At 67.8% G+C, this 24,607-nt stretch carries 26 protein-coding genes and 1 other RNA gene; 18 read left to right on the forward strand and 9 right to left on the reverse strand.

What is annotated here, in order from left to right; translation table 11 throughout:
- Nucleotides 1-4: 4 nt before the first annotated feature.
- The gene (locus tag MGN01_RS15975) at nt 5-697 is read right to left on the reverse strand and encodes a glutathione S-transferase family protein (RefSeq protein WP_147047823.1); all 693 of its coding nucleotides are present in this window, start codon (nt 695-697) and stop codon (nt 5-7) included.
- A gap of 292 nt (nt 698-989) precedes the next feature.
- Here MGN01_RS15975 and MGN01_RS15980 point away from each other — a divergent pair, with 292 nt between their 5' ends.
- The 4 genes from MGN01_RS15980 to MGN01_RS15995 all read left to right on the forward strand — a co-directional run bounded on the left by MGN01_RS15980 (nt 990) and on the right by MGN01_RS15995 (nt 4,870).
- On the forward strand, nt 990-1,847 hold the full coding sequence (locus MGN01_RS15980) for an undecaprenyl-diphosphate phosphatase (protein WP_147047824.1): 858 nt from the start codon (nt 990-992) through the stop codon (nt 1,845-1,847).
- Between the two features lie 118 nt (nt 1,848-1,965).
- A complete protein-coding gene (locus MGN01_RS15985) occupies nt 1,966-3,792 on the forward strand; it encodes a methylmalonyl-CoA mutase family protein (protein ID WP_147047825.1) in 1,827 nt (608 codons plus the stop codon).
- Between the two features lie 75 nt (nt 3,793-3,867).
- Nucleotides 3,868-4,263 carry a hypothetical protein gene (locus MGN01_RS15990; protein ID WP_147047826.1) on the forward strand — a complete coding sequence of 132 codons (396 nt, stop codon included), beginning with the start codon at nt 3,868-3,870 and terminating at the stop codon, nt 4,261-4,263.
- A 151-nt stretch (nt 4,264-4,414) separates the two neighbouring features.
- Nucleotides 4,415-4,870, forward strand: a complete 456-nt coding sequence (locus MGN01_RS15995; RefSeq protein WP_147047827.1) for a hypothetical protein — start codon at nt 4,415-4,417, stop codon at nt 4,868-4,870.
- A gap of 165 nt (nt 4,871-5,035) precedes the next feature.
- Here MGN01_RS15995 and MGN01_RS16000 read toward each other — a convergent pair whose 3' ends face one another.
- The 6 genes from MGN01_RS16000 to gap all read right to left on the reverse strand — a co-directional run bounded on the left by MGN01_RS16000 (nt 5,036) and on the right by gap (nt 10,875).
- Nucleotides 5,036-6,085, reverse strand: a complete 1,050-nt coding sequence (locus MGN01_RS16000; RefSeq protein WP_147047828.1) for a tetratricopeptide repeat protein — start codon at nt 6,083-6,085, stop codon at nt 5,036-5,038.
- Complete coding sequence (locus MGN01_RS16005) at nt 6,082-6,744, reverse strand: thiamine phosphate synthase (protein ID WP_147047829.1); 663 nt, start codon at nt 6,742-6,744, stop codon at nt 6,082-6,084. The genes MGN01_RS16000 and MGN01_RS16005 overlap by 4 nt, the downstream gene beginning before the upstream one ends.
- 96 nt (nt 6,745-6,840) lie before the next feature.
- The gene (gene fba, locus MGN01_RS16010) at nt 6,841-7,908 is read right to left on the reverse strand and encodes a class II fructose-bisphosphate aldolase (protein ID WP_147047830.1); all 1,068 of its coding nucleotides are present in this window, start codon (nt 7,906-7,908) and stop codon (nt 6,841-6,843) included.
- A gap of 194 nt (nt 7,909-8,102) precedes the next feature.
- Nucleotides 8,103-9,302: a phosphoglycerate kinase gene (locus MGN01_RS16015; RefSeq protein ID WP_147047831.1), complete on the reverse strand. Its 1,200-nt coding sequence runs from the start codon at nt 9,300-9,302 to the stop codon at nt 8,103-8,105.
- A gap of 10 nt (nt 9,303-9,312) precedes the next feature.
- Nucleotides 9,313-9,798, reverse strand: a complete 486-nt coding sequence (locus tag MGN01_RS16020) for a hypothetical protein (protein ID WP_147047832.1) — start codon at nt 9,796-9,798, stop codon at nt 9,313-9,315.
- A 69-nt stretch (nt 9,799-9,867) separates the two neighbouring features.
- Nucleotides 9,868-10,875 carry a type I glyceraldehyde-3-phosphate dehydrogenase gene (gene gap, locus MGN01_RS16025; RefSeq protein ID WP_147047833.1) on the reverse strand — a complete coding sequence of 336 codons (1,008 nt, stop codon included), beginning with the start codon at nt 10,873-10,875 and terminating at the stop codon, nt 9,868-9,870.
- A 386-nt stretch (nt 10,876-11,261) separates the two neighbouring features.
- On the opposite strand from gap, the gene MGN01_RS16030 reads away from it, so the two are divergent.
- The 7 genes from MGN01_RS16030 to MGN01_RS16055 all read left to right on the forward strand — a co-directional run bounded on the left by MGN01_RS16030 (nt 11,262) and on the right by MGN01_RS16055 (nt 15,784).
- Nucleotides 11,262-11,549: a DUF4164 domain-containing protein gene (locus MGN01_RS16030; RefSeq protein WP_147047834.1), complete on the forward strand. Its 288-nt coding sequence runs from the start codon at nt 11,262-11,264 to the stop codon at nt 11,547-11,549.
- An 11-nt stretch (nt 11,550-11,560) separates the two neighbouring features.
- Nucleotides 11,561-11,929 carry a cell division protein ZapA gene (locus tag MGN01_RS16035; RefSeq protein ID WP_147047835.1) on the forward strand — a complete coding sequence of 123 codons (369 nt, stop codon included), beginning with the start codon at nt 11,561-11,563 and terminating at the stop codon, nt 11,927-11,929.
- 103 nt (nt 11,930-12,032) lie between these two features.
- A non-coding RNA gene (gene ssrS / locus MGN01_RS24655) (6S RNA) lies at nt 12,033-12,189 on the forward strand.
- A gap of 13 nt (nt 12,190-12,202) precedes the next feature.
- Nucleotides 12,203-12,787, forward strand: a complete 585-nt coding sequence (locus tag MGN01_RS16040; protein WP_147047836.1) for a 5-formyltetrahydrofolate cyclo-ligase — start codon at nt 12,203-12,205, stop codon at nt 12,785-12,787.
- Between the two features lie 59 nt (nt 12,788-12,846).
- Nucleotides 12,847-13,668, forward strand: a complete 822-nt coding sequence (locus MGN01_RS16045; protein ID WP_147047837.1) for a TIGR00282 family metallophosphoesterase — start codon at nt 12,847-12,849, stop codon at nt 13,666-13,668.
- Between the two features lie 122 nt (nt 13,669-13,790).
- Nucleotides 13,791-14,771 carry a MotA/TolQ/ExbB proton channel family protein gene (locus tag MGN01_RS16050; RefSeq protein ID WP_147047838.1) on the forward strand — a complete coding sequence of 327 codons (981 nt, stop codon included), beginning with the start codon at nt 13,791-13,793 and terminating at the stop codon, nt 14,769-14,771.
- Nucleotides 14,771-15,784 carry a peptidoglycan -binding protein gene (locus MGN01_RS16055; RefSeq protein WP_147047839.1) on the forward strand — a complete coding sequence of 338 codons (1,014 nt, stop codon included), beginning with the start codon at nt 14,771-14,773 and terminating at the stop codon, nt 15,782-15,784. Before MGN01_RS16050 ends, MGN01_RS16055 begins: the two co-directional genes overlap by 1 nt.
- Nucleotides 15,785-15,971: 187 nt before the next feature.
- Here MGN01_RS16055 and MGN01_RS16060 read toward each other — a convergent pair whose 3' ends face one another.
- The gene (locus MGN01_RS16060; protein WP_147047840.1) at nt 15,972-16,997 is read right to left on the reverse strand and encodes a D-cysteine desulfhydrase family protein; all 1,026 of its coding nucleotides are present in this window, start codon (nt 16,995-16,997) and stop codon (nt 15,972-15,974) included.
- A 3-nt stretch (nt 16,998-17,000) separates the two neighbouring features.
- Entirely contained in the window at nt 17,001-18,884 is a 1,884-nt protein-coding gene (locus MGN01_RS16065) for an ABC transporter transmembrane domain-containing protein (RefSeq protein ID WP_147047841.1), read from the reverse strand.
- Between the two features lie 167 nt (nt 18,885-19,051).
- Between MGN01_RS16065 and rpmE the strand changes: the two genes are divergently transcribed.
- The 7 genes from rpmE (at nt 19,052) to MGN01_RS16100 (ending at nt 24,607) form a co-directional block, all read left to right on the forward strand.
- Complete coding sequence (rpmE, locus tag MGN01_RS16070; RefSeq protein ID WP_147047842.1) at nt 19,052-19,306, forward strand: 50S ribosomal protein L31; 255 nt, start codon at nt 19,052-19,054, stop codon at nt 19,304-19,306.
- A 269-nt stretch (nt 19,307-19,575) separates the two neighbouring features.
- Nucleotides 19,576-20,001 (forward strand): preprotein translocase subunit SecG, encoded by a 426-nt coding sequence (secG, locus tag MGN01_RS16075; RefSeq protein ID WP_147047843.1) that lies wholly within the window; start codon nt 19,576-19,578, stop codon nt 19,999-20,001.
- Between the two features lie 185 nt (nt 20,002-20,186).
- Nucleotides 20,187-21,842, forward strand: a complete 1,656-nt coding sequence (gene pyrG / locus MGN01_RS16080; RefSeq protein ID WP_147047844.1) for a CTP synthase — start codon at nt 20,187-20,189, stop codon at nt 21,840-21,842.
- Nucleotides 21,843-21,858: 16 nt separating this feature from the next.
- Nucleotides 21,859-22,257, forward strand: a complete 399-nt coding sequence (locus tag MGN01_RS16085) for a DUF350 domain-containing protein (RefSeq protein ID WP_147047845.1) — start codon at nt 21,859-21,861, stop codon at nt 22,255-22,257.
- A 68-nt stretch (nt 22,258-22,325) separates the two neighbouring features.
- Nucleotides 22,326-22,925, forward strand: a complete 600-nt coding sequence (locus MGN01_RS16090; RefSeq protein WP_147047846.1) for a DUF1190 domain-containing protein — start codon at nt 22,326-22,328, stop codon at nt 22,923-22,925.
- The gene (locus MGN01_RS16095) at nt 22,925-24,094 is read left to right on the forward strand and encodes a glutathionylspermidine synthase family protein (protein WP_147047847.1); all 1,170 of its coding nucleotides are present in this window, start codon (nt 22,925-22,927) and stop codon (nt 24,092-24,094) included. Before MGN01_RS16090 ends, MGN01_RS16095 begins: the two co-directional genes overlap by 1 nt.
- Before the next feature lie 60 nt (nt 24,095-24,154).
- The gene (locus MGN01_RS16100; protein ID WP_147047872.1) at nt 24,155-24,607 is read left to right on the forward strand and encodes a DNA polymerase III subunit chi; all 453 of its coding nucleotides are present in this window, start codon (nt 24,155-24,157) and stop codon (nt 24,605-24,607) included.

Here is a 24,607-nt window from a genome sequence, read left to right on the forward strand (position 1 = left end):
GGTTTCAGAAATCCAGGTTCGCGTAATGCGCGGCCGGGGCCATGCCCGGGGCCCGCTCGGCGAGGATCGCGCGGAAGGACGGGCGCGACTTCAGCCGCGCGTACCAGTCCCTCGCCATCTCGTCCTCTTCCCATGGCACGTCGCCGAGATAATCCACGCAGGACAGGTGGGCCGCCGCCGCGAGGTCGGCATACGTCATATGGTCGCCGGCGATCCAGCGCCGCTGGCCGATCAGGTAGCCGATATACTTCAGATGGTAGCGCACATTGGCCCGTGCCGCGCGGATCGCGGCCATGTCCGGCGCGCCGCCACCCTCCTCGGTCTTCATGAAGCGCTTGTAGATCTTCTCGGTGATCAGATAGTCGGTCACCTCGGAATCGAACTTCACCAGGAACCAGTTGAGCAGGCGCCGGACCTCGACGCGTGCCGCTGTGGTCTCCGGCAGGAGCCGCCGGCCGCTGAGGCCGAGCCCGCGTGTCTCGTCGAGATATTCCGCGATGATCCCGGCGCCCGGCACGACCAGGCCGGTCTGCTCCAGGAGCACCGGCGTCGTCCCCGCCGGGTTCAGCGCCAGGAAGGCCTCGCGCCGCTCCCAGGGGCGTTCCTCCACGAGCTCGGGCTCCATGCCCATCTCGGCCAGCGCCAAGCGGATGAAGCGGGAGTTCGGGCAGAAGGGGGCGTGATGCAGCGTCGCCATTCAGGCCGTAATCTGGCGGGAGAGGCCGGCGGAACGGGCGGCTGGACGATGATTATTGCCCGATCGTTGCCGCCTCATTAACACGCTCAAACCGCTGCGGTAACCGCACGTCAACCGTGATCGGCGACATCGGGATGATCGGCGCCTGCCGGACGTACGACTGTCGCGAGGAAGCACGTCGACGGCTGCCACCTTTTCGTCGTCCGATGACGGCAAAGCGAAGAACGAACACCGTTTTCCGCGCCGGCGAACACGGGCGGAACTCCCACGACAGATCAAAGCAGGCAGGCCGATGGATTTCGCAAACCTGGTGAAGGCGCTGGTGCTCGCCGTGGTCGAAGGCGCCACCGAGTTCATCCCGGTCTCCTCCACTGGCCACCAGCTGCTGATCGGCCACTTCATCGGCTTCCACTCGCCGAACAACACCTTCGAGGTGCTGATCCAGCTCGGCGCGGTGCTCGCGATCCTCTACGCCTACTTCTCCCGGCTCTGGAAAATCGCGACCTCGCTGCCGCACGACCCGCGCGCGCGCCGATTCGTCGGCTCGATCCTGCTCGCCTTCATCCCGGCGGCGATCATCGGCGGCCTCTTTTCGAAGGTGATCAAAGCCTACCTGTTCAATCCGTGGATCGTCTGCGCGACGCTGGTGGCCGGCGGCCTAGTCCTCCTGGTGATCGACGAGACCGACCCCTACCAACACGATGATGCCGCGGGTGGCGACGACCGCGAGGTCCGTCGGGAGCGCCGCGAGCGCAAGGACGACGTCTATGATTTCAGCCTGCCGATGGCGCTGAAGATCGGCGTCTTCCAGTGCCTCGCCATGATTCCCGGCGTGTCGCGCTCTGGCGCCACCATCGTCGGCGCCATGATGATGGGCGCGAGCAAGCGTGCGGCCACCGAATTCTCGTTCTACCTCGCCATGCCGACCATGGCCGGCGCCTTCGCCAAGGACCTGCTCGACAATTACAAGAACCTGTCGACCAACGATTCCCTCCTCATCGTCGTCGGCTTCATCGCGGCCTTCGTCTCGGCGCTGATCGTGGTACGCAGCGTGCTCGACTACGTGTCCAAGCACGGCTTCTGGCTGTTCGCCTGGTGGCGGATCATCGTCGGCTCGCTCGGCTTCGCCGCCCTGATCGTGTTCGGCTGAAGGTTGAATCGGCCTTTCGGGCGATTGCACCACCGTTCCCGGCAGTGCATGGGCTACTGACGATGTCGCGGGCCCCTCGAAGCCCGCGAGCCATGCCAGTGCCGGGGTAACGAGACCGATGGAAGACCGTCCGCTTGCCGAGCTGTTCGAGCCCGCCACGCAGGAGCGTTGGCGCGAGGCCGTACAGGCGGCGCTGAAGGGCGGCGATTTCGAGAAGCGTCTGGTCTCCAGGACCGCCGACGGGCTGCGGATCGAGCCGCTCTATCCCGCCGCGGAGCCGATCGCCCAGCCGGTGCGTGCCCCCGGCCCCTGGCGCCTCTCGCAGCGGATCGACCATCCGGATTTCGTGAAGGCGGCCGCGCAGGCCCTCCTCGACCTCGAAGGCGGCGCCGATTCGCTGACGCTCGTGCATCGCGAGGCGCCGGCTGCTCGCGGCTTCGGCCTGCCCATCGGCAGCGCCGCGGATCTCGACGCGGCGCTCGACAGGGTGCTGCTGACCATCATCGCGCTCCGCCTCGATGCCGGCTCGCAGGGCTTCGAGACCGCCGAGTACCTGAAAGCGCTCGTCGAGAAACGCGGCGACGATCCAGCAGAGCTCGACATCGATCTCGGCCTCGACCCGATCGGAGTCTTCGCCGCCAGCGGCGGGGCCCCGGCCGGCTGGCAGTCCCGGCTCGCCGAGGCCGTGCGCGGATTCGAGGGCTATCGCGGTCGCGTAGCCCTGGCCGATGCACGCCCCTATCACGAGGCTGGCGCCAGCGAGGTGCAGGAGCTCGCCGCGGTTCTCGCGACCGCCGTCGCCTATCTGCGGACCCTCGAAGCCGAGGGCATCCCGCTCGAGCGCGCCCGCGACGCGATCTCGCTTCTTCTCGTGGCGGATGCCGACGAGTTCCTCACCATCGCAAAGTTCCGCGCCATCCGCCGGCTCTGGGCGCGGGTGGAACAGGCCTGCGGCCTCGATCCGCAGCCTGTTCGCGTCCATGCCGAGACCGCGTGGCGGATGATGACGCGGCGCGACCCCTTCGTGAACATCCTGCGGACCGGCATGGCCGCTGCCTCGGCTGGTCTCGGTGGTGCCGATTCCGTGACGGCCCTGCCCTACACCATCGCCCTCGGCCTGCCGGACGCCTTCGCGCGCCGGGTGGTGCGCAACAGCCAGATCATCCTCATCGAGGAATCGAACCTCGCCAAGGTTTCGGACCCGGCCGCCGGCGCTGGTGGCTTCGAGGCCCTGACCGCCTCGCTTACCGACGGCGCCTGGACCGCGTTCCAGCAGATCGAAGCCGAGGGCGGCATCCTCGCGAGCCTGCAGGCCGGCAAGGTCCAGGCCCGCATCTCGGAGATCCGCGAGGCGCGCGCCAAGCGCGTCGCGACCCGGCGTGAGCCGCTGACTGGCGCCAGCGAATTCCCCTTCCTCGCCGAGAAGCCGGTCACCGTACTCGATGTCGCGCGTAGGCCAGCGGCGGCGCCTGGCGAGGGAGCCCTGCCCTCGCTGCGCCTCGCCGAGCCGTTCGAGGCCCTGCGCGACGCTTCCGACGCTCATCTGACGGCGCATGGCAGGCGGCCGAGCGTGTTCCTGGCCAATCTCGGCCCGGTCGCGGTCCACAACGCACGCTCAACCTTCGCCGCCAACGCTTTCGCCGCCGGCGGCATCGAGTCCATCGGCAATGACGGTTTCGAGAAGGTCGAAGACATGGCGCGCGCGTTCGGAGAATCCGGCGCCGCGATCGCCTGCCTGTGCTCGTCAGACGCCGTCTACGAAACGCAGGTGGTGCCGGCCGCGCGAGCCCTCAAGGAAGCCGGAGCACGGATCGTCTACCTCGCGGGAAAGCCGGCCGATGCGCAGCAGCTCGAGGCTGCGGGGGTCGACGCCTTCCTCTTCGCGGGCTGCGATCTTCTCGCGCTGCTCGTCGAGGCACAGAGCGGCGCTTCGGCGCAAGCTTGAGCCTGAAACCTCATCTCGCCTCGGGCGTTTCCGCTTGGTTCGCACATAACGAACGCTGTGCAGCAGGGGCTGACTATGAGACTACCGATCCTCGCCGCGACCGTGGCCGCGTTGTCGCTCGGCGTACTGAGCGCGCCGGCCGATGCCGCCAAGCGCAAGGTCGCGGTTCCGAACAAGTTCGACGGCAACTGGAGCATCGAGGTCGTCACGCAGGACGGCCCGTGCGATCGCGCCTACCGCTACGCCATCCAGGTCTACAAGGGTCAGGCGATCTATCCGGGCGGCGACGTCTCGATCCGCGGCCGCGTCACCAAGGCCGGCCTGGTGTCGGGCATCATCTCGCGCGGCTCCGATTCCGCGCAGGTTTCCGGGCGGTTGACCGCGAACGGCTCCGGCGGCGGCAGCTGGGGCAGCACCGGCGACGGGCCGATCGGCTGTAGCGGTCGCTGGACGGCCATACGGCGCGGCTGAGCCGCAATCGTCCGGAGCGCGCTCTGTGACCGCGAGGTGACAGGGCACGGCGCTCCCGCCCGTCGCTTCATTTTGCAACGCACATCGCCCTGTTCCGGGCTCAATTCTGCGGTGATACTCGGCAAATCAGTTCTGCTTCGAGGCACCCGCGATGAAAGCGTTGCTCGTCCCCGGTCTCGCCGTCCTCTTGGTCTCGACGGGCGCCCAGGCGCGGCCGGAGCAGCGCACCCCCGGTAAGCCGCATCCGGTGATGGCTCCGCTTGAGCAGGCTGCCACGGATTGCTTTGCCGAGACGGTGATGGCGAATCCGAAGGCGACGCGGCTCGCTCAAGCCGGCCGCTGGTACGATGCCGCCGGCGTAATCGGATTCCTCTGCCGGCCGGAGGTCAGCCGCATGGTGCAGGCCCATGACCGGCTCTACGGCAGAGGCACCGGCGACCGCTACTTCAAGGGCGCCTACGCGAAGCATCTCGACAAGCAGCTCGCGGCGCGCCTCCAGCCCCTCATCGAGACGAAGACCGTCGCCAGCGCCGAGCCGCCCGCCGAGAAGACCTCCGCAACCGGCGCCGTGGGTGACGCGCAATCGGTCTCGAACGCGGCGGAGTAGTCGATGCTGACGGCTGACGGGGTTCAGCCGTTAGGAAAACCCTTCCCGACATTGCGAGCGTAGCGAAGCAATCCGGCACCAATGCTTCGTCATTGAGGACGCGGCATTGGATCGCTTCGCCGGGCCAGCGATGGCCGTATCGGGGCTGAGGGATCTTCGCCCGCGCTACTGCTGGATCTTCGCACGCTCCGAGCCGAGGGCTTCGGCTCGCTTCCGATCGTCCGGGCTGAGGTCGCTCAAGGCTTGATCGAGCCAACCGTCGGACCGGCCCTGTGCGCTCGCGGCAAGGTTCCAGGCGCCGGCCTCGACGAGATTCCTGGGCACGCCGCGGCCGACGACGTAGAGCCGGGCGATGCGGTTCTGGGCGATCGCGTTGCCGCGCGAGGCCGCGTGCAGGAAGTAGCGGGCGGCCCGTGCCTCGTCCTTGGCGACGCCGTTGCCATTGAAGAGCAGGATCGCGAATTCGACCTCGCCGGCCAGGTCGCCGTTATCGGCGGCTCGGCGGAAATAGGCGGCAGCCTTGCCGGCATCCTTCGGGACGCCGCGACCCTGGAGGTAGAGCACGCCAAGATCGTGCTGTGCAGGGGCGAGCTCGGCCTTCGCTGCCTTCTCGAAGAGCGTTGCAGCCTTCTCCAGATCCTCTTGCTTGCCCGTCCCGAGCAGGATCAGGGCAAGATTGTAGGAGGCCGTAGGCTCCCCCTTGGCGGAGGCCTGCTCCAGCCACTGGCGCCCGGCCTTTTGGTCCTTCGCCTGTCCCCGCCCGTCCATCGCCATGAGCCCGAGGGAGGCCATGGCATGGGCATCGCCGAGCTTCGCCGCGAGGCGATACCATTCCAGCGCGCGCTTCGGGTCCTGCTTCAGGCCAAGGCCCTGGTTGTACAGTTCCCCGAGCAACGTCAGCGCCGCCGCATCCTTGGAGTTCGCCTCGATGCGCTTCGTCGCCTCCCGGAACGCCGCTATGTAGCGGCCGCGCTGATAGGCCCCGTAGGCGAGGTCGGCATTGGGGTTCGGCGGCGGACGCAGGCCTTCGGCCCCCGGCGTGTAGGGCGTCGGCAGGTCGCGCGAGAGACCTTTCGAGGTCTTCTTCGGATCGGCAGACTTGAGCGTCTGGTCGTTCGGAGGCGCAACGATCGGAGGCTGGTTCGGCGCCGCCGCGGCATTGAGGGCCGAGGCCAGCACCAGCAGGGCGGCCAGCCCAACCTTGGCCAGCCTCATCGTGCGGCACCCGCGGCGGCGAGCGTCTCCAGAGCCGCCGTCACGGCCTCGGGCCTGTCGAACCAAAGCGCACCTTCGAGGCCCACGAACTCGGCACCGGTCGCCGCGAGAGCGTCGATCTCGGCGGCCTCGGCGGTAACCGCGATGCAGGGCGTCTCGAAGATCTCGGCCCACCACGTCGCGCGCTCGCGGACGAGCTCCGGGTCCGGAGCCGCACCATCGGGATAGAGCCCCCCGAACATCAGGTAGTCGGCTTGTGCCTCGCCCGCGGCCATCGCAGCGTGTTTCGAATCCAGGAAGCCGCCGCTACCGAGGATGCGTCCGTCGCGCAGTCGCCCGCGCAGGTCGCGCAGTGTGCTCTCCTCCGCCTTGTCGACATGCACGCCGTCCGCGCCGCCGCGAGCGGCGACGCCGACGAGGTCGCCCTGGAAGCCAGGAACGCAGACCAGGACGGCCGCACCGTGTTCCTGCGCCACCGGGGCCAGGCGCTTGACGAGGTTTACGAGCGACCGCTCGTCGGACGGCGCCAGGCGCAAGACCAGAGCGGCCACGTCGCCGGCGGCACAAGCCTTGGCGAGGGCGGCGGCCGCCGCATCGGCTTGCCCGGCATCGATGCCGTAGGGCGTCAGGAGGGCGAGGCGGGGGGCGTCTTCGGGCATCGGCTCCGCGGATGGCTGCCGCCCCTCCCCCACAACGGGGAGGAGCCTGCCTGGCAATGAGCGTTGCGGAGGCGTCTGGTCAACCTCCGCGACCGGTCAGGCGTCGATGCGCGGATCGAGCGAGCCGTCGGCGTAGCGCTTGGCCATCTGCGCGACGGAGACCGGGCGGATCTTGGAGCCCTGGCCGGCGGTGTTGAACTCCTCGAAGCGCTGCTTGCAGAGCTTCGTCATCGCGTCCATCGCAGGCTTCAGATACTTGCGCGGATCGAATTCCGACGGGTTCTCGGTGAGGACCTTCCGGATCTGGCCGGTCATCGCCATGCGGTTGTCGGTGTCGATGTTGATCTTGCGCACGCCGTGCTTGATGCCGCGCTGGATCTCCTCCACCGGCACGCCCCAGGTCGGCTTCATCTGGCCGCCATACTGGTTGATGATGTCCTGGAGGTCCTGCGGCACGGATGAGGACCCGTGCATCACGAGATGGGTGTTCGGCAGGCGGCGGTGAATCTCCTCGATGACGTTCATCGCGAGAACGTCGCCGTCGGGCTGCTTCGTGAACTTGTAGGCGCCGTGACTGGTGCCCATGGCGACGGCGAGCGCGTCGACCTTGGTCTCACGCACGAACTTCACAGCCTCATCGGGATCCGTCAGGAGCTGGTCGTGCGAGAGAACGCCCTCGGCGCCGTGGCCGTCCTCGGCCTCGCCCTGGCCGCTCTCCAGTGAGCCAAGCACGCCGAGCTCGCCCTCGACCGAGACGCCGGCCCAATGCGCCATCTTGGTGACGTTCCGGGTGATCTCGACGTTGTAGGCATAGTCGGCCGGTGTCTTGCCGTCGGCTTTCAGCGAGCCATCCATCATCACCGAGGTGAAGCCGTACTGGATCGCGGTGGCGCAGGTGGCTTCGTTGTTGCCGTGGTCGAGATGCATGCAGACGGGAATGTGCGGGTAGATCTCGACGAGGCCATCGATGAGCTTGGCCAGCACCACGTCGTTCGCATAGGCGCGCGCGCCGCGGCTCGCCTGCAGGATCACGGGCGAATCCGTGGCATCCGCCGCCGCCATGATGGCGAGACCCTGCTCCATGTTGTTCAGGTTGAACGCCGGAACGCCGTAGCCGTGCTCGGCGGCGTGATCGAGAAGCTGCCGAAGGGTGATGCGTGCCATGGTCCGTTGTCCCCCGATCCAATGCGATCGGCGCCGCTCGGCCGATCCAATCCCGGCACCCCTCCTGAGGCGCCGTAGCGAAGTGAAAACCTCGAGCGAGGCCTCCCGTCGTCTCGCGCTCCCCAGGGCCCTCTTTCGAGGCTGCTGCGCAGCACCTCAGGATGAGGCGGAGGGGCGGGATCGCGCGATAAGGCTCAGTTCTTCGCGCGCAAAGCCTCGACGCCCGGCAGTTCCTTGCCCTCCAGCCATTCTAGGAACGCACCGCCGGCCGTCGAGACGTAGGTGAAGGTTTCACCGACGCCCGCATGGTTCAGCGCGGCGACCGTGTCACCGCCGCCGGCCACGGAGACGAGCTTGCCGGCTTTGGTGCGCTCGGCCGCGTGCTGGGCCGCCGCGACAGTGGCCGCATCGAACGGCGTCAGCTCGAAGGCGCCGAGGGGGCCGTTCCAGACAAGGGTTGCCGCCTCGTCGATCGCTGCGTTGACCACCCCTACCGAATCCGGGCCGGCATCGAGGATCATCGCGTCGGACGGCACCGCGTCGACGGCGATTGTCTCAATCGGCGGGTTGGCCTTGAATTCCTTGGCGGTCACCACGTCGGTCGGAAGGATGATGCGGCACTTGGCAGCCTTGGCCGCCTCGACGATGCGCTTGGCGGTGTCGGCGAGATCCTTCTCGCACAGCGACTTGCCGACATCCTTGCCCTGCGCGTGCAGGAAGGTGTTGGCCATGCCGCCGCCGATCACGAGCATGTCGACCTTGGCGACGAGGTTCTGCAGCAGATCGATCTTGGTGGAGACCTTGGCGCCGCCGACCAGTGCAATGACCGGGTGCTTCGGTGCTTCGAGGCCCTTGGTCAGGGCGTCGAGCTCAGCCTGCATGCCGCGGCCGGCATAGGCCGGGAGCAGACGGGTGATGCCCTCGGTCGAGGCGTGCGCGCGATGGGCAGCGGAGAAGGCGTCGTTGACGTAGAGATCGCCGTTCTCGGCGAGCGCCCTCGCGAAATCCGGATCGTTCTTCTCCTCGCCCGCATGGTAGCGGGTGTTTTCGAGAAGCAGGACGTCACCGTCCTTCAGAGCGGCGACGGCGGCCTTGGCCGGCTCGCCGACGCAATCGTCGGCGAAGGCCACCGGCTTGCCGAGCGCCTGCGAGAGCGGGCCGACGACGGGCTGCAGCGACTCCTTCGGATCGCGCTTGCCCTTCGGGCGTCCGAAATGCGCGAGCAGGACGACACGGCCGCCCTTGTCGGCGATCTCGCGGATCGTCGGAACGATGCGCTCGATCCGGGTGGCGTCGGTGACGCGGCCTACTTCCATCGGCACGTTGAGATCGACGCGGACGAGGACGCGCTGACCGGCAAGCGCGCCGGCATCATCGAGTGTACGAAAGGTCATCGGGTCTCGCTTAGGGCTGCGAGGCCGCCGGGGCGGCGCGCTGGGGCAGCATGCTGTCGACGTTGAGGCGCTGGACGGCCACCATCAGGACGACGGTGAGCACAGAGGTGATGATCGCGGTGAGCACCAGGGCGCCGGTGCCGGGGCTACGCTTCACGCGCTCGTTGATCGCGCGGACTTCGCTGCGCAGCGCCGCGAGATCGGACTGCCGGGCAACCTCGTTCATGCGGGTCGTGGCGCCCTCGATCTTGTCCTCCATGCGGGAGAGCAGCGACTCGGAGCGGGCGTACTTGTCCTCGATGCGCGCCGTCTTGTCCTCGATCCGGGCGAGTTGGTCGCCGACGGCGGAGCCGGCAGGGGCCGGCGCGCTCGGAGAGACGGCAGGCTTGTCGGCGATGGGAGCCGGGGCCGAGGCCGTGACTGGCGTCGGAGCGGGCGCGGGGGAGGACGGGATGAAGCTCTCTCCGGAGGGCTTGGTCTGAGCGTCGTCGGCCATCGTTGGGGTCACTCCGGCTGTCGTTCGGGTCAGCAATGGAACGGGGGGCGAAACGCCCCCCGGAAACGATCAGATCAGCTTGGCCATGGCCACGGCCGTATCGGCCATGCGGTTTGAGAAGCCCCACTCGTTGTCGTACCAGGACAGGATGCGAACGAAGGTGCCGTCCATGACCTTGGTCTGGTCGAGGTGGAAGGTTGACGAGTGCGGGTCGTGGTTGAAGTCGACCGAGACGTTCGGCTGGTCGGTATAGGCCAGCACGCCCTTGAGCGGGCCGTCGGCGGCCTTCCGGATCGCCTCGTTGATCTCCTGGGCCGTGGTCTCGCGCTTGGCGGTGAAGACCAGGTCGACGGCGGAGACGTTCGGGGTCGGCACGCGGATCGAGGTGCCGTCGAGCTTGCCCTTCAGCTCCGGCAGCACGAGGCCGACGGCCTTGGCGGCACCGGTCGAAGTCGGGATCATCGAGAGCGCAGCGGCGCGGGCCCGGTAGAGATCCTTGTGCATCTGGTCGAGCGACGGCTGGTCGTTTGTGTAGGAGTGGATCGTCGTCATGAAGCCGCGCTCGATCCCGACGGTGTCGTGCAGCACCTTGGCGACCGGCACCAGGCAGTTGGTGGTGCAGGAGGCGTTCGAGACGACGACGTGGTCGGCGGTCAGCTCGTCATGGTTGACGCCGTAGACGACCGTGAGGTCGGCACCGTCGGCCGGAGCCGAGACGAGGACGCGCCGGGCACCTGCATCGAGATGCGCCTTGGCCTTTTCCTTCGAGGTGAAGATGCCGGTGCATTCCAGCGCGATGTCGACGCCAAGATCGCGGTGCGGCAGCTCGGCCGGGTTGCGCACGGCGGTGACTTTGATGCGCTTGCCGTCGACGACGATGAACTCGCCATCCACCTTCACGTCCGCGTTGAAGCGGCCATGGATCGAGTCGAAGCGCAGCAGGTGGGCGTTCGTCTCCACCGGGCCGAGATCGTTGATGGCAACGACCTCGATATCCTTGCGGCCGGCCTCGTGGATAGCGCGCAGGACGTTGCGACCGATGCGTCCGAACCCGTTGATGGCAACCTTCACGGTCACGGCGTGACTCCTTCACAAAAAACGGCGTTCCGACGCCGTGCGATCAGCTCGTGCAATGGCACTGACCAAACAGTACGTCGCCCGCTCCATGACGGCTCCGCTTGAACCTCGGATGAACCGATGCCGTTCCACGGCGTCGCGCACCGAGCGCCACTCGCGACCGTCCGGAGAACGGACGATCTGCGCGAGGAGCCGGGAGCTGTCACGGGCGAAAATTCCGGGAAACTGCGCACGCCTCGAAAGGAGCGTGGCGGGCGCCGGCTCTCTAACATGGGGCTGGGGGCTGTCAAAGGACAGGGGCGTGTTGCCAACGACGATTATGATGAGGCGACGGCTGGAAAATTCCCGCTCTTCGGGCGACACCATGAGCGCGGGAGAGGTTGCGAATGTCGTTAGTGGAGGACGCGCTTAGACGGCTGGATCTGGCCATGGTGCGCCTCGAGGCCGCGGTGACGCGGCGGGTCGAGGCCGACGAGGCCCGCGCCGACCGGGACATCGAGCTGGCGCTGATGGACGAGGACCGCGCGCGGCTCGCCGCCGAGCTCGACGCTGCGAGCGCGCAGCTCGCCCGCATGGCGAACGTCACGGGCGAGGTCGAGCGCCGGATCGACCGGGCCATCGACACGGTTTCGACCGTGCTCGATCGCCGGGTGCCACCGCGTCCGGGCGCCTGAGGGAGAGCGGCTTGGCCCACGTCACCGTCACCATCGCCGGCAAAACCTACCGCATGGCCTGCGGCGAGGGCGAGGAGGAGCATCTGACGAAGCTCGCCTCCAGTTTCGACGAGCGCGTCGCCGAGATGCGCAAGGCCTTCGGCGAAATCGGCGACATGCGCCTCCACGTCATGGCCGCACTGACCATCTCCGACGAGTTGGCGGAGCTGAAACGGCGCTTCGCCGCGCTGGGGGCGGAAACTGCAGGTTTGCGCGATGCGGCGTCGTCCAGTGAGGCACAGTTGGCCGAAGGGATTGAGCGAACGGCGGAGCGGATCGAGCGGCTGACGCAGGCGCTGACAGCGCCGACCGGCAAGGGCAAAGGCGATCAGAACGCCTGACGTTGCGGTCCAGGCCGACCGCGACGAGTCCAGGCACACGATTTCCGCAGGCTGTGCGTTCAATCCACTGGCGCAGCAGGCACACCGGTATTACATCGGGGTGGCGGGGCTGCAGGGTTCGACTGGAGCACTATCCCCGGGGCCTTATCGACTCCCTCGGGAGCTGTCACTGGCCTCGTCCCTGGACTTGGCCAACACGGCGCCCACCTACTCTGTAGGTTTCCCGGGATCGATCCTCCGACGGCCCACGTGGCTCCGCACCCTTTCTCAGAAATGTCAGACGCTTCCCTCCTCTCCGAAAAGGCCCGGCTGCGGGCAGAGGTGCTCGCCCGGCGCGACGCGCTCGATCTCGACGCGCGCAAGGCCGGCTCCCGAACGGTGGCGGAGACCGTCATCGCGATCCCCGGTCTCGCCGAGGCCGAGTTGGTGGGTGGTTTCTGGCCGATCCGCAGCGAGATCGACCCTCGCCCGATCATGGAAAAACTCTTCGCGCGCGGACAGCGCGTGGCCTTGCCGAAGGTGACACCGGATGGGCTCGTCTTCCGCGAATGGCGGGCCGGCGAGGCGCTGGTGCGCGGCGGCTTCGGACTGAGCGAGCCGCGCGACGACCTGCCGGAGGTGTTTCCCACTGCCCTGATCGTGCCGCTCGCCGTCTTCGACCGGACCGGCAACCGCATCGGCTACGGCAAGGGCTATTACGATAAGGCGATCGAGCGTCTGTCCCGCCGTGGCCCGCTGCTCACCATCGGCATCGCCTATTCCGTGCAGGAGGCGGCGCATGTGCCGGCGGAGGCGCATGACCAGCCCCTCGACCATCTCGTCACCGAGACCGGTCCTGTTCCCTTGATTCGCGCATGACGCGGATCAGTGGAATCCGGTTTTCGGATCATCTTATGCGCCACCTAGAGGCTTAGCGAGTGCGCCTTCTCTTCCTCGGCGACATCGTAGGCCGTCCCGGCCGCCATGTGGTGACCGACCGTCTGCCGGCCCTCCGCGAGCGGTGGCGCCTCGATTGCGTGGTGATCAATGGTGAGAACGCCGCCGGCGGGTTCGGCATCACCGAGTCGATCTGCGACGAGGTTCTGGGTGCCGGCGCGGACGTCATCACGCTGGGCAACCACTCCTTCGACCAGCGCGAGGCGCTTGTCTTCATCGAGCGCCAGCCGCGCCTGATCCGCCCCGCGAACTACCCGCCCGGCACCCCCGGCCGCGGCGCGACCGTGATCGAGACCCGCAGCGGCGCTCGGGTGCTGGTGGTCAATGTCATGGGCCGGCTCTTCATCGACCCGATGGACGATCCCTTCACGGCGGTCGACCGCGAACTCGCCGCCTGTCCGCTTCGCGACGCCGCCGACGCCGTCATCGTCGACGTCCATGCCGAGGCGACCAGCGAGAAGGAGGCTTTCGGCTGGCATCTCGACGGTCGCGCGAGCCTCGTCGTCGGCACGCACACCCACGTGCCCACCGCCGACCATCGCATCCTTCCCGGCGGCACCGCCTACCTGACCGATGCCGGCATGTGCGGCGACTACGATTCCATGCTCGGCATGCAGAAGGAGGAGCCCCTGCGCCGCTTCCTCCAGAAAACGCCCGGCTCGCGCCTCGAGCCGGCGCAGGGCGAGGGCACGCTCTGCGGCATCGCCGTCGAAACCGACGACGCGACCGGGCTCGCCAGATCGGTCCATGCTGTGCGCCTCGGGCCGCACCTGGAGGAAACTTGGCCACGCGGGTGGGATTGAGGATCAAGTACGGGTTGCGGACCGCTCCGCCGTCTTGATCGGCCTGGGTCCAGCCTCCAGAGTGCGGCACGACCGAGCTCGCCTCTCCAGGCAAGGGTTCGGCCCAACCGAACCCGGATTCGATGGTGGCTCGACCCGCATCCCCTCCGCTGAAGAAACCCGGCATCTACCTCGTGCGGATGTTGGTGTTCCTGATCCTCGTTGGGTTCCTCGCCTTCGTTCTCTTCCGGCAGATCACGCCGGCCTTCCTCGCCAATCCCGGCCTCAATGGTCTGATTCTCGGCGTTCTGCTGATCGCCGTGCTGCTCGCCTTTGGGCAGGTGATCCGGCTGTTTCGCGAAGTCTCCTACGTCAATGCCGTCGCCACCGGACAGACGCCGCCGAAGGCTAGGCCGACCCTGCTCGGCCCGCTTGTCCCGGCAATTGCTGCACGCACGGACGGCGCCACGCTGTCCGGCACCCGCGCTCATCTCGACACCACCGCTGCCCGGCTCGACGAGGGCCGCGAGATCCTGCGTTACGTGTCCGGCATCCTGATCCTGCTCGGCCTGCTCGGCACCTTCTGGGGCCTGATCGACACGCTTTCGGCGGTGGGCGGCGTGATCAGCGGCATGCGCGGCGGCGGTGATGCTGCGGTGATGTTCGACGAGCTCAAGAACGGCCTTGCCGTGCCGCTCTCGGGCATCGGGCTCGCCTTCTCCGCGTCCCTGTTCGGCCTCGCCAGCTCGCTGATCGTCGGCTTTCTCGACCTCCAGGCCGGCCAAGCCCATGCCCGCTTCCATAACGAGTTGGAGGATTGGCTGGTCTCCGGCGAGGATCAGGCCGTGACCGTCAGAGACGGCGCGGCCTCGCAGCAGGGCGCGGCTCTGTCGCGCGAGTTGCAGGAAACCCTGGAGCGCCTCAGCAAGCAGATCGCTGAAGGCAGCGGTGGCCGCACGGCGACACAGGCCATGACCAACCTCGCCGAGGGCATCCAGGGCCTCGTGCAGCATATGCGCGCCGAGCAGCAGATGATCCGCGACTGGGTCGAAGCCCAGGCGAGCCGCGAGAAGGAACTGAAGCAGGTGCTCGACCGGCTGAGCCGTGAGCGGGTCGAGTCCTGATGGCGTCGAGCCGAGGCCGCACGCATCGCAGCATCAACGTCTGGCCGGGCTATGTCGATGCGCTCGCGACGCTGCTGCTCTCGGTCGTGTTCCTGCTGACGATTTTCGTCGTCGGGCAGTTCTTCCTCTCGCAGGAGCTGACCGGGCGCGACGAGGTTCTGAATCGCCTCAACCGCCAGATTGCCGATCTCACCGACCTCTTGGCCCTGGAGCGCTCGAACCGGCGCACACAGGAAGAGACGGCCGCGTCGCTCAAGAACAGCCTCGAGCGCGCCGAGAGCGACCGGGACCGCCTGCAGGCGCTGAACGACGCCGCGCAGGCTGCCAAGGGGCAGTCGTCCGAGGTCGACAAGCAACTCGAAGCCGAGCGCGGCGCCACCGCGCGGGCGCAGAACCAGATCGATGTGCTCAACGAGCAGATCCGCGCCATGCGCCGTCAGCTCGCCGCCCTGGAGGACGCGCTCTCGGCCTCGGAGAAGCGCGACAAGGAGAGCCAGGCCCGCATCGCCGATCTCGGCAGCCGTCTGAACGTGGCTTTGGCCCAGCGCGTCCAGGAACTCGCCCGCTACCGCTCCGACTTCTTCGGGCGGCTGCGCCAAATCATCGGCAGCCGCTCCGACATCCGCATCGTCGGCGACCGCTTCGTACTCCAATCGGAGGTTCTGTTTCCCGCCGGCTCCGCCAGCCTGAAACCCGAGGCCGGCCCGGAGATCGACCGCATCGCCAGCGCGATCCTCGATATCTCGAAGGAGATTCCTGCGGATATTCCTTGGGTGCTACGCGTCGACGGGCACACCGATTCACGGCCGATTCAATCGGCGCAGTTTCCCTCGAACTGGTCCCTGTCGGCGGCCCGCGCCATCGCGGTGGTGCAGTATCTGAGAGGCAAGGGCATCCCGCCGCAAAGGATGCTCGCGGGCGCGTTCGGCGAGTTCCAGCCCCTGGATACGGGCACGACCGAAGAGGCCTATGCCAAGAACCGGCGGATCGAGATGAAGCTGACGGAGCGGTGAGGCGCTCTGCATAGGGCTCCAAGAACAACGCCGTCATTCCGGGCCCGCGCAGCGGCAACCGGAATCCACGACTAAGGCACGATGGCCGGCTCGGACTTCCACATCAGCAGTGGATTGCCGTCTGCGACCTGCCCCTTCGGATCCGGGTCTTGCCTCTGGCGAGTCCCGCCATGACGGGAGCGGGCGTCTAAACGGGCCGAACGCCGAACTCGCCACGATAAGCAAACAGCCCCGGCACGCCGCCCGTCATCAAGAACAGCACGGCATCGCCGGGCCGATAGGCGCCGGCCCGCACATCGGCGAGCAGCCCGGCGAACGCCTTGCCGCTATAGACCGGGTCGAGCAGCATCCCCTCGGTCTGGGCCATCAGCGTCACCGCCTCGCGCATCCCATCCGTCGGGATGCCATAGCCCTCGCCACGGGCGGCACCGTCGATGACGATCTCCGCATCCGATATGGCGCGGTCGATCCCGAGCAGCGCGAGGGCGTCGCGTGCCTTGCCCAGAGTGATCCGCCGCGCTTCGTCGAGCGGCGCGAGCACCGTGTAAGATTTCGCGAGGCGCGGATCACGCCCGAGGGCGGCCAAGCCCGCTGCCAGTCCGGCATGGGTGCCGCTGCTGCCATTGGCCGTGACCACGCGGCGGAAGCCTATACCCAGCGCAGACGACTGCTCCAGGATTTCGGCGATGCAGGAGGCGTAGCCGAGGCTACCGAGCGCGCTCGATCCGCCAGAGGGAAACACCGCAACCCGCCGCCCCTCACCCTCCAGTTCCGCCGCGCGCGCCGTGGCGGCGGCGAGCGAATCCGCCTCACCCGGCAGCAGGTGCACGCGGGCGCCGAACAGCTCGTGCAGCAGGCGGTTGCCGTTGCCGGTGTAGTCGGGGTCCTCGCGCGGCACCGAGCGGGTCAGAAACAGCTCGCAGCGGAACCCGCATCGCGCAGCCGCCGCGGCGGTGAGCCGGGCGTGGTTCGATTGCAGGGCGCCCACCGAGATGACGGTGTCCGCACCGCTCGCCCTCGCCTGCCCGAGCAGGAACTCGAGCTTGCGCAGCTTGTTGCCGCCGCCGCCAACGGGTCCGATATCGTCGCGCTTCACGAAGAGGCGCACACCGTTCAGCCCTTCTCCGAGATGGTGGCTCAACCCGTCGAGCGGCTGAATCGGCGTGGGTCCGCCGATCAGGTCGATCCGTGGAAAGCGCGAGAGGTCGAGCAAAGCCTACTCCGCCGGGAGCGCCGCGAGCTTGAGGTGCGGCTCGCGCGGCCGGGCGCTGTCGCCAAACGGATCGGTGAATTGCAGGGCGGCGAGCTGCGCGTAGAGCTTGCCGCGCGCCAGCAGGCTCTCGTGCGTCCCCTCCTCGACGATGCGGCCATTGTCGAAGACCAGAATGCGGTCGGCGGCGCGGATCGTTGCGAGGCGATGGGCGATCACCAGCGTCGTGCGGCCCTCCATGAGGTGATCGAGCGCGTTCTGCACGGCGCGTTCGCTCTCGGCATCGAGCGCCGAGGTCGCCTCGTCGAGCAGCAGGATCGGCGCGTCCTTGAGGATGGCGCGGGCGATGGCGATGCGCTGGCGCTGTCCTCCCGACAGCGTCATGCCACGCTCGCCAACCTGCGTCGCGTAGCCCTGCGGAAGCGCGCGGATGAAGCCGTCGGCATTGGCGAGACTGGCGGCGTGCTGGATCTCCGCCTCGCTCGCGGCGGGGCGCCCGTAGCGGATGTTGTCGAGGATGGTGCCGGAGAACACCGTCGGGTCCTGCGGCACCAGTGAGAGCCGCTGGCGCAGGGCCTCAGGATCGACGGTGGCGATGTCGATGCCGTCGACGCGGATGCGGCCGCCCTGCGGATCATAGAAGCGCAGCAGGAGTTGCAGCACGGTGGTCTTGCCGGCACCCGAGGGGCCGACCAGCGCGACGCGCTCGCCCGAGGCGACGCTGATGCGGACGCCGTCGAGCGCCTGATGCTCCGGTCGCGTCGGATAGGTGAAGTGCACGTCCTCGAAGGTCACCTCGCCGCGCGGCGGCTGCGGCAGGACGGCCGGGTTCTCCGGCGCCCGGATCGCCGGTTCGCTCGCCAGGATCTCGCCCAGGCGCTCGGCGGCACCGGCTGCCTGCGCCAGCTCGCCGTAGACCTCGGAGAGCTGCCCGAGCGCGCTCGCGCCGAACACGGCGTAGAGCACGAATTGCGAGAGCGTACCGGCGCTCATGGCGCCCGAGAGCACGCTCTGCGCGCCGTACCACATCACGCCGACGACCGAGCCCGAGATCAGGAAGATCGCCACGCCAGTGAGGATCGCACGTGCCTTGATCGAGGCGAGCGCAGCCGCATAGGCGTTCTCGGCAGCGGCGCCGAAGCGCGCAGTGGTCTCGCGGCCCATGCCGAAGGCCTGCATGGTGCGCACCGCACCGATCGCCTCCGAGGCATAGGCCGAGGCGTCGGCCAACCGATCCTGCGCGGCGCGCGAGCGGCGGCGGACGCCGCGTCCCGACAGGATCAGCGGGAACACGATCAACGGGATCGCACCGAGCACGAGGACCGACAGCCGCGGGCTCGTCCACACCATCATCACGATCGCGCCGACGAACAGGAAGGCGTTGCGCAGCAAAATCGAGATCGAAACGCCGAAGACCGACTTCACCTGTGTCGCGTCCGCCGTGAGGCGTGAGACGATCTCGCCGGACTGGGTGCGGTCGTAGAAGGCTGGATCGAGAATGGTCAGCCGTGAGAAGACGGCGGTGCGCAGGTCGGCGACCACGCGCTCGCCGAGGCTGACCACGGTGTAGTAGCGGCCGGCGCTCGAGAGGCCGAGCACTGCCACGACGCCCAGCAGAGCCAGGAAGTAGCTGTCGATGAAGACATGGCCTTCCGGCGAGAAGCCGTGATCGATCACCCGGCGGATCGCGATGGGCACGACCAGCGTCGCGCCGCTGGCGAAAATCAGCGAGAGAAGCGCCGCCAGGATGCGGCCGCGATAGACGGCGGCGAACGGAATCAGCGGCCTCAGCGCGCTGAGCGGGGCACGCCTCGCGGCCTCGCGGCCATCCTCAGCCTTGCGCCTGCGCCTGCCTCTCGCCCCCGTGACGGCATCATCCGCGGCGGCCATGAGTCCTCGTCATCTTCTCATCCCAGAAGTGTTTTGCTTGCGTTCTCGGAGCGGTCTTGTTCGCTGGAAGCGGCTGGGGTATAGGCCCGCCTTCACCGAAACGCGCGTGATATTCGGCCGCGGACCGCAGCGCCGTCCGGTCGGCGTGACCCAATCAGGACTTCGTCATGGCAAAAGATGCGGCCGCCAAGGCCAAGGGAACCGAGCATCCCGACTATCACTTCATCAAGGTCGTGATGACCGATGGCACCGAGTACATGACCCGGTCGACGTACGGCAAGGAGGGCGATGTCCTCAACCTCGACATCGACCCGACGACCCACCCTGCCTGGACCGGCGGCGAGCAGAAGATGCTCGATCGCGGCGGCCGCGTCTCGCGCTTCAACTCGCGCTTTGGTGGCCTGGCCTTCGGCAAGAAGTGATTCTTCGGGAGTCGGGCACCACGCCCGACCCTGGACGTTGACGGGCGACGCTCCTCAGCGTCGCCTTTTTCATATCCGACGGCCTGGGACGACCAGCTGGGAAGCTCTTGACCCGCGGTCGACCCATGCACCGAGGGCCCTGGCGCCGGTTGGCGCTGATGCCCAACTGGTGTAGGAGCCCGCTGGCCGAACGGAGGATTCCTCCGGGCGGTCGTTTCGTTTTGCCGATCGCCTGATTCGCGTCCGCGATCGCGGACCGCCGGAACCCCATGCAGACCGTCCTGATCGTCGTCCACCTCTTCATCGTCCTGGCGCTCATCGTCACGGTGCTGCTGCAGCGCTCCGAGGGCGGCCTCGGGCTCGGCGGCGGTGGCGGCGGTGGCGTATCCGGATTCATGACCGGCCGCGGTCAGGCCAATGCCCTCACCCGGGCGACGGCGATCCTCGCCGCCATGTTCTTCGCGACGAGCATCACGCTGGCGATCATGGCGCATCACAGCGCCGGGCCGCGCTCGATCCTCGACGGTGACGGCAATGTTCAGCCGGTCCAGCAGCAGCCGAACGCCGACAACCTGCTCGACACGCTGCGCCAGCAAGGCGGCAAGCCGGCGGATGGCGCACCCGCTCCGCAGAGCCCAGCTCCCGCTGCGCCGCCGGCAGCCCCCGCCGCGCCGTCGGCTCCGCAGTCGCGTTGAGGCAACAGCGCGGAGGAGACTCCGCGCGACTGGGCGCCCGAGGGCGGCCGATTCTAGCGTCGGCCCTCAGGCATTGATGAAACCCGCCAGCGGCATGGCCCTGCGGTGCGTGCCCGGCGGGCCGCGCGGCGGGTGAACCTTTGCGGTTTGGCGAATCGCGTAACCCTGTTTAAGGACCGAGGCCCATGACGCAGCATTCGACGCATGGGATTTCGACACGGTACGTCTTCATCACCGGCGGCGTGGTGTCGTCGCTCGGGAAGGGACTCGCGTCTGCCGCATTGGCGGCCCTCCTCCAGGCCCGCGGCTACCGCGTCCGCCTCAGAAAGCTCGACCCCTACCTCAACGTCGATCCGGGCACGATGAGCCCGACGCAGCACGGCGAGGTTTTCGTCACCGATGACGGCGCCGAGACCGATCTCGACCTCGGCCATTACGAGCGCTTCACCGGCCTACCGGCGAGCCGCGCCGACAACATCACCACCGGCCGCATCTACCAGGACATCATCGCGAAGGAGCGCCGCGGCGATTATCTCGGCGCGACCATCCAAGTGATCCCGCACGTCACCAACGCCATCAAGGCCTTCGTGCTCGACGGCAACGAGGGCTACGACTTCGTGCTGGTCGAGATCGGCGGCACGGTCGGCGACATCGAGGGCCTGCCCTTCTTCGAGGCGATCCGCCAGCTCGGCCAGGAGCAGCCGCGCGGCACCTGCCTGTTCATCCACCTGACGCTGCTGCCCTTCATTCCGTCGGCCGGGGAGTTGAAGACCAAGCCGACGCAGCACTCGGTGAAGGAGCTGCGCTCCATCGGCATTCAGCCCGATATCCTGCTCTGCCGCTGTGATCGGCCGATCCCGAACGACGAACGGCGCAAGCTCGCCCTGTTCTGCAACGTGCGCGAGACCGCCGTTATCGACGCGCTCGACGTGCCGTCCATCTACGACGTGCCGCTCTCCTACCGCGCCGCCGGCCTCGACCGGGAGGTGCTGGAGCACTTCGGCCTCGATTCCGAGCGCGAGCCGCCGCTCGATCGGTGGCGGACCATATCCGAGCGGGTGAAGAACCCCGAGGGCGAGGTCACCATCGCCATCGTCGGCAAGTATACCGGCCTCAAGGACGCCTATAAGTCGCTGACCGAGGCGCTGATCCACGGCGGTATCGCCAACAAGGTGCGCGTGCATCTCGAATGGATCGAGGCCGAGGTGTTCGAGCGCGAGGCTCCCGCGCCGTTCCTCGAGGGTCTGCACGGCATCCTGGTGCCCGGCGGCTTCGGCCAGCGCGGCGCCGAGGGCAAGATCCGCGCGGCTCAGTATGCCCGCGAGCGCCGCATCCCGTATTTCGGCATCTGCTTCGGCATGCAGATGGCGGTGATCGAAGCTGCCCGCTCGCTTGCCGGGATCGAAGGCGCGAATTCCACCGAGTTCGGCACGACGCCGGAGCCGGTGGTCGGTCTGCTCACCGAGTGGATGAAGGGCGACGCTCTGGAGCGCCGCGCGGCCGAGGGCGATCTCGGCGGCACCATGCGCCTCGGCTCCTACAAAGCCGCACTCGGCTCCGACACGAAGATTGCCAGCATCTACGGCTCGACCACCATCTCCGAGCGCCATCGCCACCGCTACGAGGTCAACATGGCCTATCGCGAGCGGCTGGAGGCCAAGGGACTGCGCTTCTCGGGGCTGTCGCCGGATGGCCTGCTCCCGGAGACCGTGGAGCATGTCGGGCATCCGTGGTTCATCGGCGTGCAGTTCCACCCCGAGTTGAAGTCAAGGCCCTTCGAGCCGCATCCGCTGTTCCAGAGCTTCGTCGCCGCGGCGGTGGAGCAGAGCAGACTGGTCTGAGCATGAGAGCAGCCCGATGAACGTGATCTCCGGGCTGCCCGCCTTCCTCGCCTATTTCGCCGCCGCGATCGTCCTCGTGGCGCTCTACATCCTGGTCTACATCACCGCGACGGCGCATCGCGAGATGGCGCTCATCCGCGCCGGCAACACCGCTGCCGCGCTTAGCCTCGGCGCCAGTCTGATCGGTTACGCCCTGCCGCTCTCGGTGGCGATCCGCAACGCCCAGTCGATCCTCGACTGCATCGTCTGGGGCCTCGTCGCCCTGGTGGTGCAGATCCTGATCTACTGGCTCGTACGGTTTATTCTGCCCGACCTCTCCCGCCGCATCTCGCAGAACGAGATAGCGGCTGCGATCCTGCTCGGGGCGGCCTCACTCGCGGGCGGGATCGTGAACGCGGCCTCGATGTCGTATTGAGGCAGCACGGGGGGTCGGATGACGAATCTGCGGATGAACGCCTGGCTCAACTTGGTGAGCCCGCGCAGATGAAGCGCTCGCAGACCGTCTCGCTCGTCCTGCTCGCGGGTGCGGGCGCTGCGGCCTTCGGGTTCGCCTCGGTCGATCATTCGCAGGCCGAGGAGGATGTTCGCGTCTATGCGAACCCCGCCAAATGTATCGCCGCGCATCTCCGCAGCGAGGCGGATTGCCAGAGCGAATACGACATCGCCCGCGCACTCTACACGACTGCTGCCCCGCGCTACACCTCGACGATCGACTGCGAGGCCCATCACGGCCCAGGCCACTGCGTCGCTGGCGAGAGCGTAGCCGAGGCCGCCCGTGGAAAATTCATCCCGGTGATGGCCGGCTACGTGATCGGCGCGACGGCGGAGCAGAAGCTGCCGCCGCAACCGGTCTTCGACCACGCCCCGAAGGACGAGACGCAGCAGGCCAGCCATTCGACCGGCGTCCATAGCGGCTACTGCACCGGTTCGGGCGCCCGCATCTGGACCACGGGCTACGGCCGATCCTCGGTGGCGCGGGTGTCCTCCGCGGCGTTGCGCGGGTCGTCCTTCGGTGGGTTCGGCGGCACGGGACGGTCGTTCTCGTCCTACTCATCATCCTCGCACGGCTTCTTCGGCGGCTGATGCGCCGCGTCCCCACCGGTGAGCGGCCCGACTGGCGCGAGACCGCGCGGAAAAACGGCTTCGTCTTTCACACGCTCGATGGCGCTCCCTACTGGGAGGAGAGCCACGCCTACGCCTTCACGCTCGCCGAGATCGAGGAGGACATCGGGGCGCCGAGCGGCGAGTTGCACGCGCTCTGCCTCGACTTCGCCGGTCGCGCCGTCGAGGACGAGCGCATCCTCGCCTCACTCCGCATCCCCGAAAGCGCCTGGGACGCGGTTCGCGGCAGTTGGCGCCGGGGCGATGCCAGCCTCTACGGCAGGCTGGACCTTTCCTATGACGGCAACGGGCCAGCCAAACTCCTCGAATACAACGCCGACACGCCGACGGCGCTCTACGAGACCGGCGTGTTCCAGTGGCTCTGGCTGGCAGAGTTGCTGCGCGACGGCCTGCTGCCGGCCGGCAGCGACCAGTACAATGCCGTCCACGAGCGGCTGATCGCGCGCTTCCGCGAGATCGGCGCCGGCAGCCTCACCGGCTTCGCCGCCGAGGCTGATGCGCCCGAGGATCGCGGCACCGTCGCCTATCTGCAGGATTGTGCGATCCAGGCCGGGCACATCACGCGCTTCCTGGACCTCTCCGAGATCGGTTTGAAGAGGGATGGCCGTTTTTGCTCGCCGGAGGAGATGCCGATCGACCTGCTATTCAAACTCTACCCTTGGGAATGGGCTTTCGCCGATGCCTTCGCCGCGGGCGTCGCAAGGAGCCCAACCCGATTCCTCGAGCCGCCCTGGAAGGCGGTGCTCTCGAACAAGGGGTTGCTACCGCACCTCTGGGCGCAGGAGCCCGGCCATCCGAACCTGCTTCCGGCTTTCTTCGAGAGTGATCCGAAGGCCGCCAGCCTCGGCGCGTCCTACGTGCGCAAGCCGCTCTTTTCGCGAGAGGGCTCGAACATCGAGATCCTCTGCGATGGTGCGCTGCTCGCGCACGAGCCCGGCCCCTACGGTGGCGAAGGTTACATCCGGCAGGCGCTCGCAGAATTACCGAGCTTCGACGACCGTCGCAGGCCGCTGATCGGCTCGTGGATCATAGGCGATGCGCCAGCGGGCCTCTGCGTGCGGGAGAGCCGCGGCGCGATCACCGGTAACGACGCCCTGTTCGTTCCGCACTTCATCGAACCCGCGGCGTGAGGACGCGAACCGGCCGTTGGCGCTGCCGTGGCGCGCGTTCCGCGCTATGGTGAGATCATCGTGACCGAGATCCTGTTCTATCACCTGCAGCGTCAGCCCCTCGAAAAGGTGCTGCCGAGCCTCGTCGAGAAGTCGCTGGAGCGCGGCTGGCAGGCCGCGATCCAGGCGGTAAGCGAAGAGCGTCTGTCGGCCCTCGATGATGGGCTCTGGACCTATTCGGACGACAGCTTCCTGCCGCATGCTACCGACCGCGAGCCGGATGCAGCGACGCAGCCCGTCGTGCTGACCCTGCGCGAGGGCAATCCCAACAAGGCAGCGATCCGCTTCCTCGTTGAGGGCGCCGACCTGCCAGCGGATGCGAACGACTACGCCCGCATCTGCATCCTGTTCGACGGTACCGACACCGACGCCCTGGTCCTCGCCCGCGAGCAGTGGAAGAGCGCCAAGGAGCAAGGCCACACCGTGGCCTATTGGCAGCAGGACGACGACGGCCGCTGGAGCAAGAAGGCGTGA

The organism is Methylobacterium gnaphalii (assembly GCF_007992215.1).
Lineage (GTDB): Bacteria > Pseudomonadota > Alphaproteobacteria > Rhizobiales > Beijerinckiaceae > Methylobacterium > Methylobacterium gnaphalii.

Bases quoted from the DNA above. Each gene is read 5' to 3' on its own strand.
- MGN01_RS16050 (WP_147047838.1), top strand. From the start codon at position 13,791: ATGGTGGCTCGACCCGCATCCCCTCCGCTGAAGAAACCCGGCATCTAC.
- MGN01_RS16000 (WP_147047828.1), bottom strand. From the start codon at position 6,085: ATGAGGCTGGCCAAGGTTGGGCTGGCCGCCCTGCTGGTGCTGGCCTCG.
- MGN01_RS16030 (WP_147047834.1), top strand. From the start codon at position 11,262: ATGTCGTTAGTGGAGGACGCGCTTAGACGGCTGGATCTGGCCATGGTG.
- MGN01_RS15975 (WP_147047823.1), bottom strand. From the start codon at position 697: ATGGCGACGCTGCATCACGCCCCCTTCTGCCCGAACTCCCGCTTCATC.
- MGN01_RS15995 (WP_147047827.1), top strand. From the start codon at position 4,415: ATGAAAGCGTTGCTCGTCCCCGGTCTCGCCGTCCTCTTGGTCTCGACG.
- MGN01_RS16055 (WP_147047839.1), top strand. From the start codon at position 14,771: ATGGCGTCGAGCCGAGGCCGCACGCATCGCAGCATCAACGTCTGGCCG.
- MGN01_RS15985 (WP_147047825.1), top strand. From the start codon at position 1,966: ATGGAAGACCGTCCGCTTGCCGAGCTGTTCGAGCCCGCCACGCAGGAG.
- MGN01_RS16040 (WP_147047836.1), top strand. From the start codon at position 12,203: ATGTCAGACGCTTCCCTCCTCTCCGAAAAGGCCCGGCTGCGGGCAGAG.
- MGN01_RS16015 (WP_147047831.1), bottom strand. From the start codon at position 9,302: ATGACCTTTCGTACACTCGATGATGCCGGCGCGCTTGCCGGTCAGCGC.
- fba (WP_147047830.1), bottom strand. From the start codon at position 7,908: ATGGCACGCATCACCCTTCGGCAGCTTCTCGATCACGCCGCCGAGCAC.
- MGN01_RS15980 (WP_147047824.1), top strand. From the start codon at position 990: ATGGATTTCGCAAACCTGGTGAAGGCGCTGGTGCTCGCCGTGGTCGAA.
- MGN01_RS16065 (WP_147047841.1), bottom strand. From the start codon at position 18,884: ATGGCCGCCGCGGATGATGCCGTCACGGGGGCGAGAGGCAGGCGCAGG.
- rpmE (WP_147047842.1), top strand. From the start codon at position 19,052: ATGGCAAAAGATGCGGCCGCCAAGGCCAAGGGAACCGAGCATCCCGAC.
- MGN01_RS16005 (WP_147047829.1), bottom strand. From the start codon at position 6,744: ATGCCCGAAGACGCCCCCCGCCTCGCCCTCCTGACGCCCTACGGCATC.
- MGN01_RS16020 (WP_147047832.1), bottom strand. From the start codon at position 9,798: ATGGCCGACGACGCTCAGACCAAGCCCTCCGGAGAGAGCTTCATCCCG.
- MGN01_RS15990 (WP_147047826.1), top strand. From the start codon at position 3,868: ATGAGACTACCGATCCTCGCCGCGACCGTGGCCGCGTTGTCGCTCGGC.
- pyrG (WP_147047844.1), top strand. From the start codon at position 20,187: ATGACGCAGCATTCGACGCATGGGATTTCGACACGGTACGTCTTCATC.
- MGN01_RS16095 (WP_147047847.1), top strand. From the start codon at position 22,925: ATGCGCCGCGTCCCCACCGGTGAGCGGCCCGACTGGCGCGAGACCGCG.
- secG (WP_147047843.1), top strand. From the start codon at position 19,576: ATGCAGACCGTCCTGATCGTCGTCCACCTCTTCATCGTCCTGGCGCTC.
- MGN01_RS16085 (WP_147047845.1), top strand. From the start codon at position 21,859: ATGAACGTGATCTCCGGGCTGCCCGCCTTCCTCGCCTATTTCGCCGCC.
- MGN01_RS16090 (WP_147047846.1), top strand. From the start codon at position 22,326: ATGAAGCGCTCGCAGACCGTCTCGCTCGTCCTGCTCGCGGGTGCGGGC.